The following is a 16,229-nucleotide window of genomic DNA, read 5'->3' as shown; positions in this document are numbered from 1 at the left end:
TCGCCGGCTCTCGCAGGCCGGTGTCAGATATCGTCGAGCGGAAAGATCGGCCGGCGGACCTTCTTGTAGGGCCGTTCCTTGAAGTTGCGGGTCGAGAGCGCGCCAGTGTCGACCTCCAGCACCTCACGGGCGATCGGCTCGAAGGCGGCGCGGAAATGCTGCATCGACTTGACGATCAGCGTCGACTTCCGCGTCGGATCGACGCCCAGCGAGGTGAACTGGGCGAGGTCGGTCGCCTGGCCGTTATGGGTGATGACGACGATCTCGACATCATCGACCCGCAGCAGGGCCGAGAGCCCGTAATTGCGCCAGACGCCGCCGGCCATCGGGCCGTAGCAGATGAAATGCCCGTCCGTGATCGCGACGACATGGGCGTCGAGTTCGAGCGGTCCGCCACCCATGCTCGGATCGACCTTGCCGCCAAGCCTGATCCGGGCTCGGTTGCCGACGCCGGCCGCCTGCGCCGCGAGCGCCGCCTCGGGGTCGCAGATCGCGTGGAAGCCGACATTCTTCAGTTTCGCCGCCAGCACGGCGCGCAGCAGGTTGGTGGCGTCGCCATAGGCGCCGGAACCCGGATTGTCGGAATAGTCCGAGATCACCAGCGGCTTGTAGCCGGGCTTGCCCGCATCGGCCTCCCCGGCTTTGGCGCGCGCAACCGCCTCCGCCAGCGGCGTGAAATGGATCGAGGAGAAATGGCGCTGCTCCCAGGCATAGTCCATCAGCTCCTCGGCGAGGCCTTGAGCCTTGCCACGATCATCGGCCGTGACCGCGATCGACGGGCCGATATCGTGGACGTCGGCGGAGGAGAAACCGGCCTGGACGCTTACGACCAGCGCATCGCCGGACGCCTCCAGCGCATCGCCCCGGCGCAGCAGTTCCTTGAAGGGTGGCGACGTCGTGCGCCCTCCGTCCAGTGCATAGAGAATTGGGCGCCGGGCGAGCGCGACCTTGGGCCGGATTTCCCCCTTCATCGCGCGCTCGAGCAGCTCCGCCCCCTGCCACGTGCGCTCATACTGGTCGATATGCGGATAGGTCCGGTAGGAGATCAGCGCGTTGGCGTTGTCGGCCATGAGCTGCGTCACCGTGGCATGCAGGTCGAGGATCGCGACGACCGGCACGTCCGGCCCGATCTTCTTGCGCAGCCGTGCCAGCAGCTCGCCCTCGCCGTCGTCCGAGCTTTCCGTCGACATGGCGCCATGCAGGTGCAGCAACACACCGTCGACACCGGCGGCGGCCCCGACGATATGCCCGGCGAAGACGTCGAAGGCGGCGTCTGTCACGCGTCCCGAAGGATTGGCGCCCGTGACCAGCGGATGCGTCAGGCTCCAGCCGAACCTGTCGGCGGCCTCGAAGGCCGCGCCCATCGAGGTGCGGGTGCCGCGGAAGGCATCGGGAATCTCGTTTCCGAGGAAGACGCCATGGGCCCTGAAAGTGGCCTCGTCGGTGAGCTGAACACTGAACGTGTTCGTCTCATGCATGAATTCCGCGATCAGGACGCGTCGAGCCATTCGCTATGTTCCCCACCTCGGCCGCGTGTCAGCGCAGCGGCCATATTTTTTCGATTATCTGCGTGATCGGGCGGCCCATTGGCCATCCGTCTGGCTGCATGCACGCCTTTTCACCGCGGCCCTTGTCGGGCGGCAAGGACTGTGCTGGGGCCCCGCGACAGGCAGCGCCCGGAATCAAACAGCAGCTTCGGACCCCGCGTGGCGTGGACGCCGCGCAATCCGCTCAGCGCTTTTCGATCTCGGCCAGATAGGAGCGTACGTCGCGTTCCGGCCCATGCCAGGTGGTGCTGCCCTTGCCCTGGAGCTCGGGCGCATCCTTCCAGCCCGGCTCGATGCCCGTCATGTCCGGCAGCAGATGCGCGATGCCCTTGTGGCAGTCGATGCAGGTCTTCTCGCCGGAGATCAGGAAGCGGCCATGGATCTCCGCCGCGCGCCGCGTCTGCTTGGTGAAATCCATCGCCACCGAGGAATGGCAGTTTCGGCATTCTAGCGAGTCGTTGGCCTTCAGCCGCGCCCATTCGTGCTTGGCGAGCTCGAGCCGATGATTGAGGAACTTCTCGCGCGTCGAGATGGTGCCGAAGATCTTGCCCCAGACCTCCTTCGAAGCCTGCATCTTGCGGGCGATCTTGTCGGTCCAGTTATGCGGCACATGGCAATCCGGGCAGCTCGCGCGGACGCCCGAACGGTTGGAGAAGTGCACCGTCTGCGTCAGCTCCTGATAGACGTTGTCACGCATCTCGTGACAGGAGGTGCAGAACTTCTCGGTGTTGGTGACCTCGAGCGCGGTGTTGAACCCGCCCCAGAAGATCACGCCGCAGATGAAGCCGCCGATCGTCAGGAAGCCGAGGCTGAGATAGGCGCTTGGCCGGCTAATGATATGCCAGAAGCGGACGACGACGCCCCAGCACCAGCGGACGAGGGATTTGAGCCTGGCCATGATCCGCCCCGCTTAAGGCTTGCGCCCGACATCTTTGGCGTCCTGGAAGGTGTTCCGGACGAGCGGCTGAACGTCGGTCTGCTGGACATGGCAGGCCGTGCAGAAATAGCGCCGCGGCGTCACGTCGGAGAGCACCTGCCCGTCGCGATCCTGGAAATGGGTGACGCTGATCATCGGCGCACCCGAGCCTTCCGTGAACTCGCGCTTGTGGCAGTCCATGCAGCGGTTCGTGTTGAGCGTGAGCTGATAGCCGTCGATCGAATGCGGGATGATCGGCGGCTGCTCAGGATAGTTCCGCATGCGCTTGACGTCGTCGACGACGGGGCGTCCCAGCGGCGGGATATGCTCCAGTGCCATGGGCTGGGCGTTGCCCGTCACCCGCGGCACGATCCTCACAACACCGCCCTCCTGCGAGAAGGCTGCGCCGAAGGCGAGGACGAGGCAGGCCGCCGCAGCGGCCGCGAGAACGGTCCAGGAACCTGTCAAGCTGCGCATCAGGCTGCGCATCAGGCTCAGACCGCGAGGATCTTGACCGCGCATTTCTTGAAATCCGTCTGCTTGGAGATGGGATCGGTGGCGTCGAGCGTTGCCTTGTTGATCAGCTCGCTGGCGTCGAACCAGGGTACGAAGACCACGCCCGGCGGCATGCGGTTGCGCCCGCGAGTCTCGACGCGGGTGCGCATCTCGCCGCGGCGCGAGATCACGCGGATCTCGGCGCCCTGATTGAGGCCGCGCTTGCGGGCGTCGTCGGGGTGCATGAAGCAGCGCGCCCCCGGGAAGGCCTTGTAGAGTTCGGGCACGCGCATGGTCATCGAGCCGGAATGCCAGTGCTCCAGCACGCGGCCGGTGACCAGCCAGAGGTCGAAATCGGCATCGGGGACCTCGGCGGGCGGCTCGTAGGGCACCGCGATGATGCGGGCCTTGCCGTCCTTGTTGCCGTAGAACTCGACCCCCTTGCCGGGCTTGACGTAAGGATCGAGGCCCTCGCGATAGCGCCAGAGCGTCTCCTTGCCGTCGACAACCGGCCAGCGCAGTCCGCGCACCTCATGGTAGAGGTCGTAGGGGCCGAGATCATGGCCGTGGCCGCGCCCGAACGCCGCGTACTCCTCGAACAGCCCCTTATGGACGTAGAAGCCGAATTGCTTGGCTTCCTGGTTCTCGTAGCCCGGGTCGAGCTCCGAGAGCGGAAACTTGTCGACCTGCCCGTTCTTGAAGAGCACGTCGAACAGCGTCTTGCCGCGATAGTTCGGATTGGCGTCGAGGATCTCGGCGGGCCAGACCTCGTCGGTCGTGAAGCGCTTCGAGAACTCCATCAGCTGCCAGAGGTCGGAGCGCGCCTGGCCCGGCGCGTTGACCAGCTGGTGCCAGACATGGGTGCGCCGCTCGGCATTGCCATAGGCGCCCTCCTTCTCGACCCACATCGCGGCGGGCAGGATCAGGTCGGCCGCCATCGCCGTCACCGTCGGATAGGCGTCCGAGACGACGATGAAGTTCTCCGGGTTGCGATAGCCCGGATAGGTTTCGTTGCTGCTGTTCGGCGCCGCCTGGAGGTTGTTGTTGACCTGGATCCAGTAGAAATTCAGCTTGCCGTCCTTGAGCATGCGGTCCTGCTCGACGGCGTGGTAGCCCGGCTTCTCCGGAATGATCCCGTGCGGAATCCGCCAGATTTCCTCGGCATGCTTGCGATGCTCGGGGTTCACCACCGTCATGTCGGCCGGCAGGCGATGGGCGAAGGTCCCGACCTCGCGTGCCGTGCCGCAGGCCGAGGGCTGCCCGGTCAGCGAGAACGGGCTATTGCCGGGCTCCGAGATTTTCCCCGTCAGCAAGTGCAGGTTGTAGACCATCTGGTTGGCCCAGACGCCGCGCACATGCTGGTTAAAGCCCATCGTCCAGAGCGACATAACCTTGCGCTTCGGATCGGCATAGAGTTCGGCGAGCTGCTGCAGGAAGCCCGGCTCGACCCCGGTCAGGGCCGAGACCTTCTCCAGCGTGTAATCCTTGACCGAGTCGGCATAGGCGGCGAAGTCGATCGGCGTCGTCGCCGTCACGTCGGCAGCCTTGCGCGCCTTGATCTCGCGCGGATCGTCTGCACGCAAGCCGTAGCCGATATCGGTCGCGCCCTTGACGAAGGTGGCATGCTTCTCGACGAACGCCTTGTTCACCTGCCCGGTCGAGATGATGTGGTTGGCGATGTAGTTCAGGATCGCCAGGTCCGTACCCGGCTTGAACACGATCGGGATGTCGGCGAGGTCCGAGCTGCGATGGGTGAAGGTCGAGAGCACCGCAACCTTCACATGGGGATGGCCGAGCCGGCGGTCGGTCAGACGCGTCCACAGGATCGGATGCATCTCCGCCATGTTCGAGCCCCAGAGCACGAAGGCGTCGGCATGCTCGAAATCGTCATAGCAGCCCATCGGCTCGTCCATGCCGAAGGTGCGCATGAAGGCGAAGGCAGCCGAGGCCATGCAGTGGCGGGCATTCGGGTCGAGGTTGTTGGAGCGGAAGCCCGCCCGCATCAGCTTGGTCGCGGCATAGCCCTCGAAGATCGTCCACTGCCCCGAGCCGAACATGCCGAGAGCGGTCGGCCCCTTGGCCTTCAGCGTCTCCTTGGCCTTGGCGGCCATGGTGTCGAAGGCCTCTTCCCAGGAGACCGGCGTGAACTCGCCATCCTTGGCATAGACGCCGTTCTTCTTGCGCAGCAGCGGCTGGGTGAGCCGGTCGCCGCCATACATGATCTTGGAGAGGAAATAGCCCTTGACGCAGTTGAGGCCGCGGTTGACCTCGGCCTTCATGTCGCCATGGGTCGCGATCACGCGCCCTTCCTTGACGCCGACCATGACGCCGCAGCCCGTGCCGCAAAAGCGGCACGGCGCCTTCGACCATTTGATCTGCAGCGCATCGACGCCGCCGGCCACCGGCTGCGCCTCGGCCACGCCGCTCACATTGGCGGTTAGCGCCGCTATGCCGGCCGCCTGAGCCTTGAGGATGTCGCGACGAGAGACCGTCATCGGTCGCCTCCATGCTCGTTCAGGGTTTCGATCTGCTCAAAGACGAGATTGGCTGAGAAGACGCGGTCCATCAGCGCCATCTGCGTCAGGCGGGTGCCGATCTCTCCACTGTTCTCGCTTTCCATCACCACGATGATCTTCGTGCCCTCGATGCCGTGGATCTCCGTGCCCGGCAGTTCCGCAATGCGGCGGGCGATCTCCGGGCAATCCTCGGCACGAGCCGTCACGACGGCGCTGGCGATATGGAGAAGACGTGCGGGGCCGGGCTGCCCGGCTCCCTCACCGGACGCGACACGCCCCGTCAGAAAATCGCGGCGATCGATGCCATGCTCGCGGGCTGACATGAGCGGCCCTCAACGCGGCGGGCCCGGAGGCCCGAAGACGATCTGGGACATCCAAATGAGAAAGCCGTAGCCGCCGACAATTCCTACGGCGATGACGGGCCAGATGAAGACTGCCAGGATGAGGAAGGCGCGCAACTCGTCGCGCTTGCTGGCCTGAACAGGCGGGGGCGTATCAGACACCTCTGCCATTCCACACGATCCCATTCGCTAGCCGGCGGGGCCATATGCCCCGACGTCACTGGTTTCGAGTTTCTCCAATGAGAGAATACTGACCGAAGACCATGACTGTCCAGTTACGTCCTGCGAACGAATCTAACTTTGATCTGGATCAATCCCCGGCCTGGCCCGGCCGCCATCGGGCGGCCCGGGCTGGTGCAATGCGGAGTGACGGAGATCAGCCGCCATAGACCGGAAATGCGGCGGTCAGCCTCGCCACTTCGACCTTGGCGGCCTCGACGACGGCGTCCGCCTTGCCGCTCGCCTCGGCCTCGATCAGGTCGGCGATGATGTTGCCGAGCTTCACGAAGGCATCCTCCTTCATGCCGCGGGTGGTGGCTGCCGCGACGCCGAGGCGCATGCCGACCCAGTCGGCCGGGCGTGGGCCGTCATTCGGGATCGGGTTCTTGTTCGAGGTGATGTTGGCGCGCGCCAGCACGACCTCCGCCTGCTTGCCGTTCAGCCCCTTGCTCGACAGATCGAGCAGGACGAGATGCGTATCGGTGCCGCCCGAGACGATGCGCACGCCCCGCTCGATCAGAGTCGCCGCCAGCACCTTGGCATTGGCCTTCACCTGCGCCGCATAGACCTTGAAGTCGTCGCGCAGCGCCTCGCCGAGGCAGATCGCCTTGGCCGCCAGTACCTGGCTGTGCAGCGAGCCCTGCACGCCCGGAAAGACGGCCGATTGCAGCTTCTTGAACCAGTCCTCGTTGTTGGTCAGGATCAGGCCGCCGCGCGGCCCGCGCAACGTCTTCGTCGTGGTGCAGGTCACGATGTCGGCGTGCGGGAACGGCGATGGATGCACGCCGCCGGCGACGAGGCCGGCGATATGGGCCATGTCGACCAGGAACCAGGCGCCGACCTTCTTGGCGATCCTGCCCATCCGTTCGAAATCGATCTCGCGGGGATAGGCCGAGCCGCCGGCGATCAGGAGCTTCGGGCGGACCTCCTCGGCAGTGCGCTCGACGTCGTCATAGTCGATCACCTCGTTCTGCGGATTCACCTTGTAGCTGTGCGCCTCGAACCAGCGGCCCGAGAGGTTGCCCTTCATGCCGTGCGAGAGGTGCCCGCCGGCCGCCAGATCCAGCGACAGCACCTTGTCCCCCGGCTTCAGCAGCAGGAAGAACACGGCCAGATTGGCCTGGCTGCCCGAATGCGGCTGCACATTGGCGTAGCCGCAATGGAACAGTTCCTTGGCGCGGTCGATCGCGGCCTGCTCGACGACATCGACGAACTCGCCGCCGCCATGGAAGCGGTTGCCGGGATAGCCTTCGAGCGTCTTGTTGGTCATCTCATGGCCGAGCGCGTCGAGTACGGCGCGGCTGACGATGTTCTCCGACGCGATCAGTTCGATCTGGTTCTGCTGACGCTTGCGCTCGTTGTTCAGCGCCTGGGCGATGAGCGGATCGCGTTCATGGACGGCCGCGGTGAAGAAGGCTTGCGTCTGATCGGTCATGGCGGCCTCCGGGAGCCTGCGGCGAATGCGTCGGAGCAGCCCTAGCGGCTTCATCGCGCCAGAAAAAGTCAATAATACTTGCTCATGTGTGCAGTTTTGCTAACGATTTGATCATTGGAAAGGGGGCGACGATGGACCTCGCGCGATTGCGCGCGCTGCGCGAGTTGTCGTTCCGCCGAACCATGGCGGCGGTCGCCGAGGCGCTCCACGTCTCGCCATCGGCCGTGTCGCAGCAGATCGCCCTTCTGGAAGAGGAGCTGGGCGTCGCCCTCGTCGAGCGTCGCGGCCGCGGCGTCCACCTGACATTGGCCGGCCAGCACCTCGTCGAGCGGGCCGAGCGCATCTTCGCGGAAGTGGAATCGGCGCGCGCCGACATCGCCGAGCTGAAGAAGCTGATCGCCGGCGAGATCCGCGTCGCGGCCTTTCCCTCGGTCGCGGCGGCGCTGATCCCGGCGACGGTGCGCGAGCTGCTGCGGCTGCATCCCCACTTGATCGTCCAGTTCGACGAGATGGAGCCGGCCGAGAGCCTCGCCGCCCTGCGTAGCTGGCAGACGGACATCGCAATCATCGACGATTTCAACATCCCCGCGGGCGCCCTCGACCCGAATGTCGAGACGCTGCCGCTGATGGAGGATGTCTTCAACGTCATGGTGCCGAAGCAGCACCCCCTCGCCGACCGCGCGACCGTGACACTGCAGGAACTCCGCGACGAGCGCTGGGCGATCGACACCGCCTCGGACACCTATACGCGGATGCTGGCCGCCGCCTGTCAGGCCGCAGGCTTCACCCCGCAGATCGTGGCGCGCTGCCGCGGCTTCGAGGTCACCGTTGCACTGATCCGTGAGGGCTGCGGGATTTCGATGTTGCCCGGGCTGCGCGCCAGCCACCACCTCCAGGACGTCTGGGTCTGCAAGGTCGTCCCCGAGATCCGCCGCAGGATCTCGCTGGCCTTCCGCAAGGGCGAGAAGCGCAGCCCCGCCCTGCAGGCTTTCATCCGAGAGATCGCCGCGCAGGCCACGGCGAGCCGGCCTGCGCTCTAAAGGGCAGCGCTAGGCGCCGACCTTCGCCAGCACGTCGGCTCGCAGGAAGCGCTCGATGAACAGCATGAACAGCACCGAGGGCACGAGCAGGATCAGCGCGGTGATCGAGGCGACCTGGTAGTTGCCGCCCATCGCCGCGTTGTAAAGCAGCAGCGGCAGCGTGGTGACCTGCGGCACGCCGACGAAGAAGGTTCCGGTGAACTCGTCGAGCGACTCGAGGAACACGAAGATGCCGCTCGCGATGATGCCCGGCGCCGCCAGCGGCAGCGTCACCGTGAAGAAGGCACGCAGCGGCGAGGCACCCATGTTGCGGGCCGCGAGTTCGAGATCCTTGTCGACCGCCGCGAAGGCTGCTGCCGCGATCCAGACAGAGAACACCAGGCCATGGGTGGCATGGACGAGCACGACCGCGAAGACGGTGCCGTTGATGCCGAGACCGTAGAAGATCCGCGCCACGTTGATGTAGATCGCCACCGACGGAAACGCCTGCGGCAGCAGGAACATCAGCATGAACAGCGCCCGCATCGGCAGCCTGAGCCGCGCGAGCGCGTAGCCGGCCGGAATCGACAGCGCGAGCGCGACCACGACCGTCAGCACCGCGATCCAGACCGAGGTGCCGAGCGAGGCCATGGCATCGCCCGTGGGGCGGAAGACCTGCTCCCAGTAGCGGGTGCCATAGGTCACCGGCAGCTTGTAGGGCGTGTACCAGCGCTCGGCGACGGACCAGAGCGCCAGATTGAGCAGCGGGCCGATCAGGACGAAGGCGAAGGCGGCGAGCAGCGAGGCTGCCAGCACCATCCGCGCGGAGGAGACGACCCGGCTCATCGCGGCGCCTCCTGCGACATGCCGCGTTTCAGGTAGAGGATCGCGGCGCCGGCGGAGATCAGATAGGTGATGACGCCAAGCGCATTCGCCGTCGCATAGTCGCCATAGGCATTGATGCGGAAGGCCATGTCGACGGTCAGCATGGTCGGCTGCGAGCCGGACACCATCATCGGCACCGAGAGCACCGAGAGCATCGTCACGAAGGACAGCACGAGCGCGACCAGCAGGGTCGGCATCACCTGAGGCAGGGCCAGTTCGAGCAGCACGCGCAGCCGCGAGGCGCCGAGATTGCGCCCGGCCTCGAGAGTCGCCCGGTCGATCGAGGCGAGCGCGCCCGCCAGCAGCAGCGCGACGAAGGGCGTCTGCTTCCAGACGAACGTCGCGATGATGCCGCGCCAGTCGAGGAAGCTCACCGCCTGCAGGGGCTCGATCAGACCCATCGAGACGAAGGTGTTGTTCATCAGCCCGTTCTTGGCGAGGAAGGTGCGCATGCACTGGGCTGCGACGATGAAGGGAATGAACAGCGGCCAGCGATAGAGCGCCTTCAGCGTCCCGACGATCCAGCGGTTCTCGCCGAGCGTGAGCGTGCCGGCGATGGCGACGGCGGCGATCGCCGTCAGCGCGCAGGAGGTCAGCACGATCACGATCGTGAAGACGATGTCGGTGGAATAGAGCTCGAAGGCCTTGGCGAACCACTCCAGCGTGAAGGAGCCGTCTTTCGTGAAGGCCGAGATCAGCGAGAAGCCGAGCGGATAGAGGAACAGCGCGACGACCAGCAAGAGGCCGGGTGCGATCAGGAACAGCGCCAGATGGCGTTGGGAGAGGCTCATTCCACTGCGTCTCATCACGTGGCACCGGGACATCCCGGACGCAGCGAAGCGGAGATCCGGGATCCATTCCGGAACGGCTCAGGAATGGATCCCGGATCGGCGTCGCTGAAGCGATTTGTCCGGGATGACGGCGTGTTTCCACGCGCCATCCCGGGCAAGAGCGATCTCAGTTCGAGACCTTCTTCTCGTAGCCCTCGAGGATGTCGTTGAAGTAGGGCGCGATCGGGAAGGGCTTGCCGTTGGTGGCGAGCTCGGACGGGGTGACGTCGGTGAAGAGCTTGTCCCAGGCGGCCTTGTCGAGCTTGCCTTCGAGGTTCTTGGCATCGATGCCCGGATACCAGTTGAACTTCTTGACGATGCCGTCGGCCTGCACCTGCGGCGAGGTGGCGAGCGCGATGAAGGCCTCGGCCAGCTTCTTCTGGGCCGACTTCTCCGGCACGGCGTAATACATCGGCTGGCCGGGCATGCCCGGCGAGACGAGCTTCAGCTTCATGTTCGGCGGCAGCTTGCCGTCGGCCTGCCAGGAATAGAACATGTCGACCCAGACCGGGCCGATCGCGATCTCGCCGCGGTTGAGCATGTCGAGCGTGCCGGCGTTGCCGGGGGTGATCACGGCGTTGGCGTTGAAGGCCTTGAGATCGGCGAAGGCCTTGTCCCAGTTCGCCTTGGTCGCGGCGTCATAGGGGCCCTTCATCAGCTTGTCGGCATCGCCGCCGAAGGCGTAGACCCAGCCGGCGACGAAGGAGACGCCGGACATGCCGCCCTTGATGCCGTTATAGCCGAACTGCTTCGGGTTCTTCTTGGCCCATTCGGCGAGCTCGGCGAAGGTCGCCGGCGGCGTCTTGACCATGTCGGCATTGTAGGCGAGCGCCGTCTGCGACTGGAACATCGGAATGACGAAGCCGGTCACGTCGGTGCCGAGTGCGTTCTTGGCATTGTCGCCCGTCGCGAGCTTCGCAGTGTCGACATTGCCGGTGTACTTGTTCAGCAGCCCTTCCTTGACCATCTGGCCGGCGGCCTTCTGGTGGATCACGACGACGTCGAAGTCGGTCGTGGCCGCAGCCTTCTGGGCATCGAGCTTCTCATAGATCTTCTGCGAACCGGAATCGCCCGGGCCGGTGCCAACCGAGACGACCTTCACGCCGGGATTGGCCTTCTCGAACATCGGTCCGAGATAGTCCTTGACGTAGTCGACCATGTTCTGGTCGCCGGCGGAGGCGACGTTGAGGGTTTGTGCGGAGAGCGGCGACGCCGCCATCAGCGCTGCGAGCGAACAAGCGATTGTAAGGATGCGCATGGGTCTGGCTCCTGTGTTCAGGCGGCGATCCCGGCCTCGGATGCCGGGAAGATGTGGAGGCGCTGCAGCGGAATGCGCAGGCCGATCGTGGTTCCGAGTTCGTGGCGGTCGCTGTCGTCGACCGTGATCTGGCGGCCGGCGGCCTCGACGCGGTAGCGGTAGACGCCGCCGGGATAGGCCCGCGCGGCGATCCGGCCGGGCACCAGCAGGTCTCCGCCCGCGGCGGCATCCGTGGCATCGAGCCGGGCGACGTCGTCGCGGAAATAGGCGACGGCCTCGCCGGTCTGCAGGGCCTGAGCGGGCTCTGCCGCGAGCGTCGCCGAGGCCTCGCCCATGTTGAGCGAGGCGCCGGCCTCCGACCGTTCGATGCGCAGCGGCAGGACATTCTCCGCCCCCATGAAATTCGCAACGAAGGCGGTCGCCGGGCGATCATACACCTCTTCGGGCGTGCCAACCTGCGCGATCCGGCCCGCCTGCATGATGACGAGCCGGTCGGCCATGGTCATGGCCTCCTCGCGGTCATGCGTGACATGGACGGCGGTCAAGCCAAGCCGCTGCTGGATCGCACGGATTTCGTGGCGCATCGTCATGCGGATCTTGGCGTCGAGATTGGAGAGCGGCTCGTCCAGCAGCAGGATGCCCGGGTCGATGGCGAGCGCCCGGCCGAGCGCGACACGCTGGCGCTGACCACCGGAGAGCGCCGTGACCTTGCGATCCTCATAGCCGGCGAGCCCGAGGAAACTCAGCATCTGCGAGACCTTGGCCGCGATCTCGGTTTTGGAGGCGCCACGCAGCTTCAGCCCGTAGCCGATGTTCTGCAGCACGGTCATGTGCGGCCACAGCGCATAGGACTGGAACACCATCGCCATACCGCGCTTCTCGGGCGGCAGCGAGGCGACATCCTGGCCGCCGACGATGATCGAGCCGGACTCGACCGGCACGAAGCCGGAAAGCGAGCGCAGCAGAGTGGTCTTGCCGCAGCCGGACGAGCCCAGCAGGGCCGTGAAGCTGCCCGGCGTGAAGTCGATGCTGACGCCGTGCAGCACGCGCGTGCCGCCATAGGCGACCTGCAGATCACGCACGGCTATGGCCGCGCCGCTGCGCGGCCCGCTCTGCAAATCCGTTGGCAAGATGCCATCTCCCTGACCGCGAACTTTTCCGGATGAATGGAATGTATCTTCCATTTCCGATACGCTTGGAGCAAACATAACGCCCCGCAGCGACCGTGTGCAATAGGTTTGTGAACCTCTGATGACAGCGCCGATCCATTCCATCTGGCTGATGCCGAACGCCGCCGACGGCGCCCTGCTTTCCGGTATCGTCGCCGATCTCTCGCGCCGCTTCGGCACGCCGCTGTTCACGCCGCATCTGACAGTGAAGGGCGATACCGACATGGCCCTGCCGGCACTCGCCGCCGCGATCGCGGAAGCGGCGGGGCAGGTCGCAGCATTTCAAGAGGTCGTCGCGGGTATCGAGACGAGCGAGACCTACTTCCGCTCATTCTATGCGCGCTTCGCCATCGCGCCGGCTCTCGCCACGCTGAAGCAGCGGCTCGACGCTCAGGCGAGCGAGCCCTTCATCCCGCATGTCTCGCTGCTCTATGGCCCGGTCGCAGCCGGGCCGAAGGCGGAAGCGGCCGCGGAGATCTCAGCATTGCTCGCAAGCCGGTCGATCAACTTCGACCGGCTCTGCGTCGTCACCTCGGGCCAGGACGTCCCGATCGACCAATGGCACATCGTCGAGACGGCGATGCTGGCCTGAGGGAGCGCCAAAGCCGCTCCCGCCACTGTGGCCGCAGCCGCTAGCCGCGCGGCAGCGCCTCGAGGAACCGGGCCGGCTCGCCCTGCGCGGGCGTCACGATCTCGGCTTCCCACATCACCTTGTTGCCGCGCACGAAGGTACCGACCGGCCAGCCCGTGACGGTGACGCCGTCATAGGGTGTCCAGCCGCATTTCGAGGCACCCCAGGCATTGGTAATGGTCTCGCGGCGCTTCAGGTCGACGATGGTCAGGTCGGCATCGTAGCCGGCCGCGATCCGGCCCTTGCCCTCCAGCCCGAAGATGCGCTGCGGCCCATGGCTGGACAGGTCGACGAAGCGCTCCAGCGTCAGCCGGCCGGCATTCACATGGTCGAGCATGATCGGCACCAGCGTCTGCACGCCCGGCATGCCGGAATGGCTCGCCGGATAGGCGTGGTGCTTTTCCTCGTGGGTATGGGGCGCATGGTCCGAGCCGAGCACGTCGACGATGCCCTGCTCCACCCCCCACCAGATGCGCTGGCGGTGGCTGTCGTCGCGGATCGGCGGGTTCATCTGGGCATAGGTGCCGAGGCGCTCGTAGCAATCGGGGGCGACCAGCGTCAGATGGTTCGGCAGCACCTCGACGGTCGCGACGTCCTTGTGGTCCTTGAGGAAGAGCATCTCGTCACCGGTCGAGATGTGCAGGATGTGCACCCGCGCCCCGGTCTCGCGCGCTATCCGCACCAGCCGCTTCGTGCAGGTCAAGGCCACTTCCGGCGAACGCCACACCGGATGGCTCGCCGGATCCCCCTCGACCCGCAGGCCCATGCGCTCGCGCAGCATGCCCTCGTCCTCGGAGTGGAAGGCGGCGCGCCGGCGCGTGCGCTTCAGGATCTCGGAAACGCCGGCATCGTCCTCGACCAGCAGGTCGCCGGTGGAGGAGCCCATGAACACCTTGATGCCGGCAGCGCCCGGCAGACGCTCGAGTTCCGGCACATCTTTGACGTTCTCATGCGTGCCGCCGACCCAGAAGGCGAAGTCGCAATGCATGCGATGCCGGCCGCGCCGGATCTTGTCGGCCAGCGCTTCGGGCGTGACCGTCTGCGGGATCGTGTTGGGCATCTCGAAGACGGTGGTGACGCCGCCGAGCACCGCGGCGCGCGATCCGGTCTCCAGATCCTCCTTGTGGTCGAGGCCCGGCTCGCGGAAATGCACCTGCGAATCGATGACGCCTGGCAGGATGTGCAGCCCGGTGCAGTCGACGACCTCGCCGGCCGAGGCGCGCGACAGATCGCCCAGCGCCATGATCTTGCCGTCGCTGATGCCGAGGTCGCGCTGCACGCGCCCGTCATGGTTCACGACCGTGCCGCCCTTGAGGATGACGTCGAAGGTTTGCGGCATGGCGGGTCTCCGGGTTGAGCGAGCGGCTGACACGGCCTACCTATCGGCCGGAGAACCATTTGCAAGCGCTACCGTCATGACGGGCGCAGCGGAGATCACAAATGCCGGCCACCCATCTGGTCGATCGCGGCGTCATCCGCGTCAGCGGCGAGGATGCACGCGACTTCCTGCAGAACCTCGTCACCAACGACATGGACCCTGTGGCGCCGGATCAGGCCGGCTACGGCGCGCTCCTGACACCGCAAGGCAAGATCATCAGCGATTTCCTGATCGTCGCGATCCCCGAGGGCGAGGGAGGCGGCTTCCTCCTCGACGCGCCCCTGCTCCAGACGGCCGATCTGATGAAACGCCTGAAACTCTACAAGCTGCGCAGCAAGGTCGCGCTCGACGACCTGACCGAAGCGACGGCGGTGATCGCCTCGAGCGACGGCTCGGCCCTGCCCGAGGATGCCGGGCTGGTCTACACAGATCCGCGCCTGCCGGGCCTGGGCCAACGCGCCATGACCGACCGCGACGGCGCAGCCGAGATCGCGACTGTGCCGGCCGAGGACTGGCATGCCCGGCGCATCGGATTGGGCGTGCCCGATGGCGGCCGCGACTTCTCCTATGGCGACGCCTTCCCGCATGAGGCGCTGCTGGACCAGCTCGGCGGCGTCTCCTTCAGGAAGGGCTGCTATATCGGCCAGGAGGTCGTCTCCCGCATGCAGCATCGCGGAACGGCGCGCACCCGCGTCGTGCCGGTCGTCTTCAGCGAGGGCATTGCGGCGGAGACCGGCGCCGAGGCGGTTGCCGGCGGCAAGCCGCTGGGCAAGGTCGGCTCGGCCGCCAATGGTCGCGCTTTGGCCCTGCTGCGGCTCGACCGCGTCGCGGATGCGCTTGCCGCGGGCGAACCGTTGCTCGGCGGCGGCCTCGCCTTCACGCTGGCGAAGCCCGACTTCATCCGCTTCCCCTTCCCCGGCGAGGCCGGCTTCGGAGCCGCCGCATGAACGATGCAGTCCGAGCGAGCGACGATCGCGTCGCCATCGAGGGACCGGACGGCAAATTCCGCTGCCGCTGGCCGGGCACCGACCCGCTCTACCTCGCCTATCACGACACAGAGTGGGGCGTGCCGGAATATGATTCCCGCGCACTCTGGGAGAAGCTGATCCTCGACGGCTTCCAGGCTGGCCTGTCCTGGATCACCATCCTGCGGAAGCGCGACGCCTTCCGCGCCGGTTTCGCCGGCTTCGAGCCAGAGGCGGTCGCCCGCTTCACCGAGGCCGACGTTCAGAGGCTGCTCGCCGACCCCGGCATCATCCGCCACCGCGGCAAGATCGAGGGCACGATCAAGAGCGCGCGTGCCTATCTCGCCGTCAGCGAGCGCGAGCCCTTCGCCAATTTCGTCTGGAAGCATCTCGACGGCCGCGTGCTGCAGAACAGCTTCCGCTCGCAGGGCGAGGTGCCGACCCAAACCAATGTGTCGGAGGCGATGTCGAAGGAGCTGAAGAAGGCCGGCTTCACCTTCTGCGGCCCGACGATCGTCTATGCCTTCATGGAGGCCTGCGGCCTGGTCAACGACCATCTCACCGGCTGCTTCCGCTATGAGGAATGCGCCGCGCTGGCGCGCGACGTGCGGCCGGCCGCCTGAGG

General features: G+C 66.1%; 16 protein-coding genes. 4 read left to right on the top strand and 12 right to left on the bottom strand.

Annotated features, from left to right (window positions below; genetic code table 11):
* Positions 1-23 precede the first annotated feature (23 nt).
* The 7 genes from VGN82_RS03690 to VGN82_RS03660 all read right to left on the bottom strand — a co-directional run bounded on the left by VGN82_RS03690 (position 24) and on the right by VGN82_RS03660 (position 7,469).
* Positions 24-1,508, bottom strand: a complete 1,485-nt coding sequence (locus VGN82_RS03690) for a M81 family metallopeptidase (RefSeq protein ID WP_327525636.1) — start codon at positions 1,506-1,508, stop codon at positions 24-26.
* Between the two features lie 223 nt (positions 1,509-1,731).
* Entirely contained in the window at positions 1,732-2,445 is a 714-nt protein-coding gene (locus VGN82_RS03685) for a cytochrome c3 family protein (RefSeq protein WP_327525635.1), read from the bottom strand.
* A gap of 12 nt (positions 2,446-2,457) precedes the next feature.
* Positions 2,458-2,940 carry a nitrate reductase cytochrome c-type subunit gene (locus tag VGN82_RS03680; protein ID WP_414644191.1) on the bottom strand — a complete coding sequence of 161 codons (483 nt, stop codon included), beginning with the start codon at positions 2,938-2,940 and terminating at the stop codon, positions 2,458-2,460.
* A 17-nt stretch (positions 2,941-2,957) separates the two neighbouring features.
* On the bottom strand, positions 2,958-5,453 hold the full coding sequence (gene napA, locus VGN82_RS03675) for a periplasmic nitrate reductase subunit alpha (RefSeq protein ID WP_327525633.1): 2,496 nt from the start codon (positions 5,451-5,453) through the stop codon (positions 2,958-2,960).
* On the bottom strand, positions 5,450-5,797 hold the full coding sequence (locus tag VGN82_RS03670) for a chaperone NapD (protein ID WP_327525632.1): 348 nt from the start codon (positions 5,795-5,797) through the stop codon (positions 5,450-5,452). The genes napA and VGN82_RS03670 overlap by 4 nt, the downstream gene beginning before the upstream one ends.
* A gap of 9 nt (positions 5,798-5,806) precedes the next feature.
* On the bottom strand, positions 5,807-5,986 hold the full coding sequence (napE, locus tag VGN82_RS03665; RefSeq protein WP_327525631.1) for a periplasmic nitrate reductase, NapE protein: 180 nt from the start codon (positions 5,984-5,986) through the stop codon (positions 5,807-5,809).
* A 205-nt stretch (positions 5,987-6,191) separates the two neighbouring features.
* Entirely contained in the window at positions 6,192-7,469 is a 1,278-nt protein-coding gene (locus VGN82_RS03660) for a serine hydroxymethyltransferase (protein WP_327525630.1), read from the bottom strand.
* Between the two features lie 131 nt (positions 7,470-7,600).
* Here VGN82_RS03660 and VGN82_RS03655 point away from each other — a divergent pair, with 131 nt between their 5' ends.
* Positions 7,601-8,509 (top strand): LysR family transcriptional regulator, encoded by a 909-nt coding sequence (locus VGN82_RS03655; protein ID WP_327525629.1) that lies wholly within the window; start codon positions 7,601-7,603, stop codon positions 8,507-8,509.
* A 9-nt stretch (positions 8,510-8,518) separates the two neighbouring features.
* Here the strand turns inward: VGN82_RS03655 and VGN82_RS03650 are convergent, their stop codons facing one another.
* From VGN82_RS03650 to VGN82_RS03635, 4 genes are all read right to left on the bottom strand, one after another.
* Positions 8,519-9,334, bottom strand: coding sequence for an ABC transporter permease (locus tag VGN82_RS03650; RefSeq protein WP_327525628.1), 816 nt, complete (start codon positions 9,332-9,334; stop codon positions 8,519-8,521).
* The gene (locus VGN82_RS03645; protein WP_327525627.1) at positions 9,331-10,164 is read right to left on the bottom strand and encodes an ABC transporter permease; all 834 of its coding nucleotides are present in this window, start codon (positions 10,162-10,164) and stop codon (positions 9,331-9,333) included. The genes VGN82_RS03650 and VGN82_RS03645 overlap by 4 nt, the downstream gene beginning before the upstream one ends.
* Before the next feature lie 166 nt (positions 10,165-10,330).
* On the bottom strand, positions 10,331-11,461 hold the full coding sequence (locus VGN82_RS03640) for an ABC transporter substrate-binding protein (protein ID WP_327525626.1): 1,131 nt from the start codon (positions 11,459-11,461) through the stop codon (positions 10,331-10,333).
* 17 nt (positions 11,462-11,478) lie between these two features.
* Positions 11,479-12,543 carry an ABC transporter ATP-binding protein gene (locus VGN82_RS03635; protein WP_327525625.1) on the bottom strand — a complete coding sequence of 355 codons (1,065 nt, stop codon included), beginning with the start codon at positions 12,541-12,543 and terminating at the stop codon, positions 11,479-11,481.
* Positions 12,544-12,712: 169 nt separating this feature from the next.
* Here VGN82_RS03635 and VGN82_RS03630 point away from each other — a divergent pair, with 169 nt between their 5' ends.
* Positions 12,713-13,222, top strand: a complete 510-nt coding sequence (locus VGN82_RS03630) for a 2'-5' RNA ligase family protein (RefSeq protein ID WP_327525624.1) — start codon at positions 12,713-12,715, stop codon at positions 13,220-13,222.
* Between the two features lie 40 nt (positions 13,223-13,262).
* On the opposite strand, the gene VGN82_RS03625 is transcribed toward VGN82_RS03630, so the two are convergent.
* Positions 13,263-14,600, bottom strand: a complete 1,338-nt coding sequence (locus tag VGN82_RS03625; RefSeq protein WP_327525623.1) for a dihydroorotase — start codon at positions 14,598-14,600, stop codon at positions 13,263-13,265.
* A gap of 101 nt (positions 14,601-14,701) precedes the next feature.
* Here VGN82_RS03625 and ygfZ point away from each other — a divergent pair, with 101 nt between their 5' ends.
* Together ygfZ and VGN82_RS03615 are read left to right on the top strand one after the other, a co-directional pair.
* Positions 14,702-15,586 (top strand): CAF17-like 4Fe-4S cluster assembly/insertion protein YgfZ, encoded by an 885-nt coding sequence (gene ygfZ, locus VGN82_RS03620; RefSeq protein ID WP_327525622.1) that lies wholly within the window; start codon positions 14,702-14,704, stop codon positions 15,584-15,586.
* Positions 15,583-16,227, top strand: a complete 645-nt coding sequence (locus VGN82_RS03615) for a DNA-3-methyladenine glycosylase I (protein ID WP_327525621.1) — start codon at positions 15,583-15,585, stop codon at positions 16,225-16,227. Before ygfZ ends, VGN82_RS03615 begins: the two co-directional genes overlap by 4 nt.
* The last annotated feature ends 2 nt before the right edge of the window (positions 16,228-16,229 follow it).

Source organism: Allobosea sp. (genome assembly GCF_035999205.1).
Taxonomy (GTDB): Bacteria; Pseudomonadota; Alphaproteobacteria; order Rhizobiales; family Beijerinckiaceae; genus Allobosea.
Note: the sequence above shows the minus strand (reverse complement) of the source record. Positions and strands in the feature narration are given on the sequence as shown.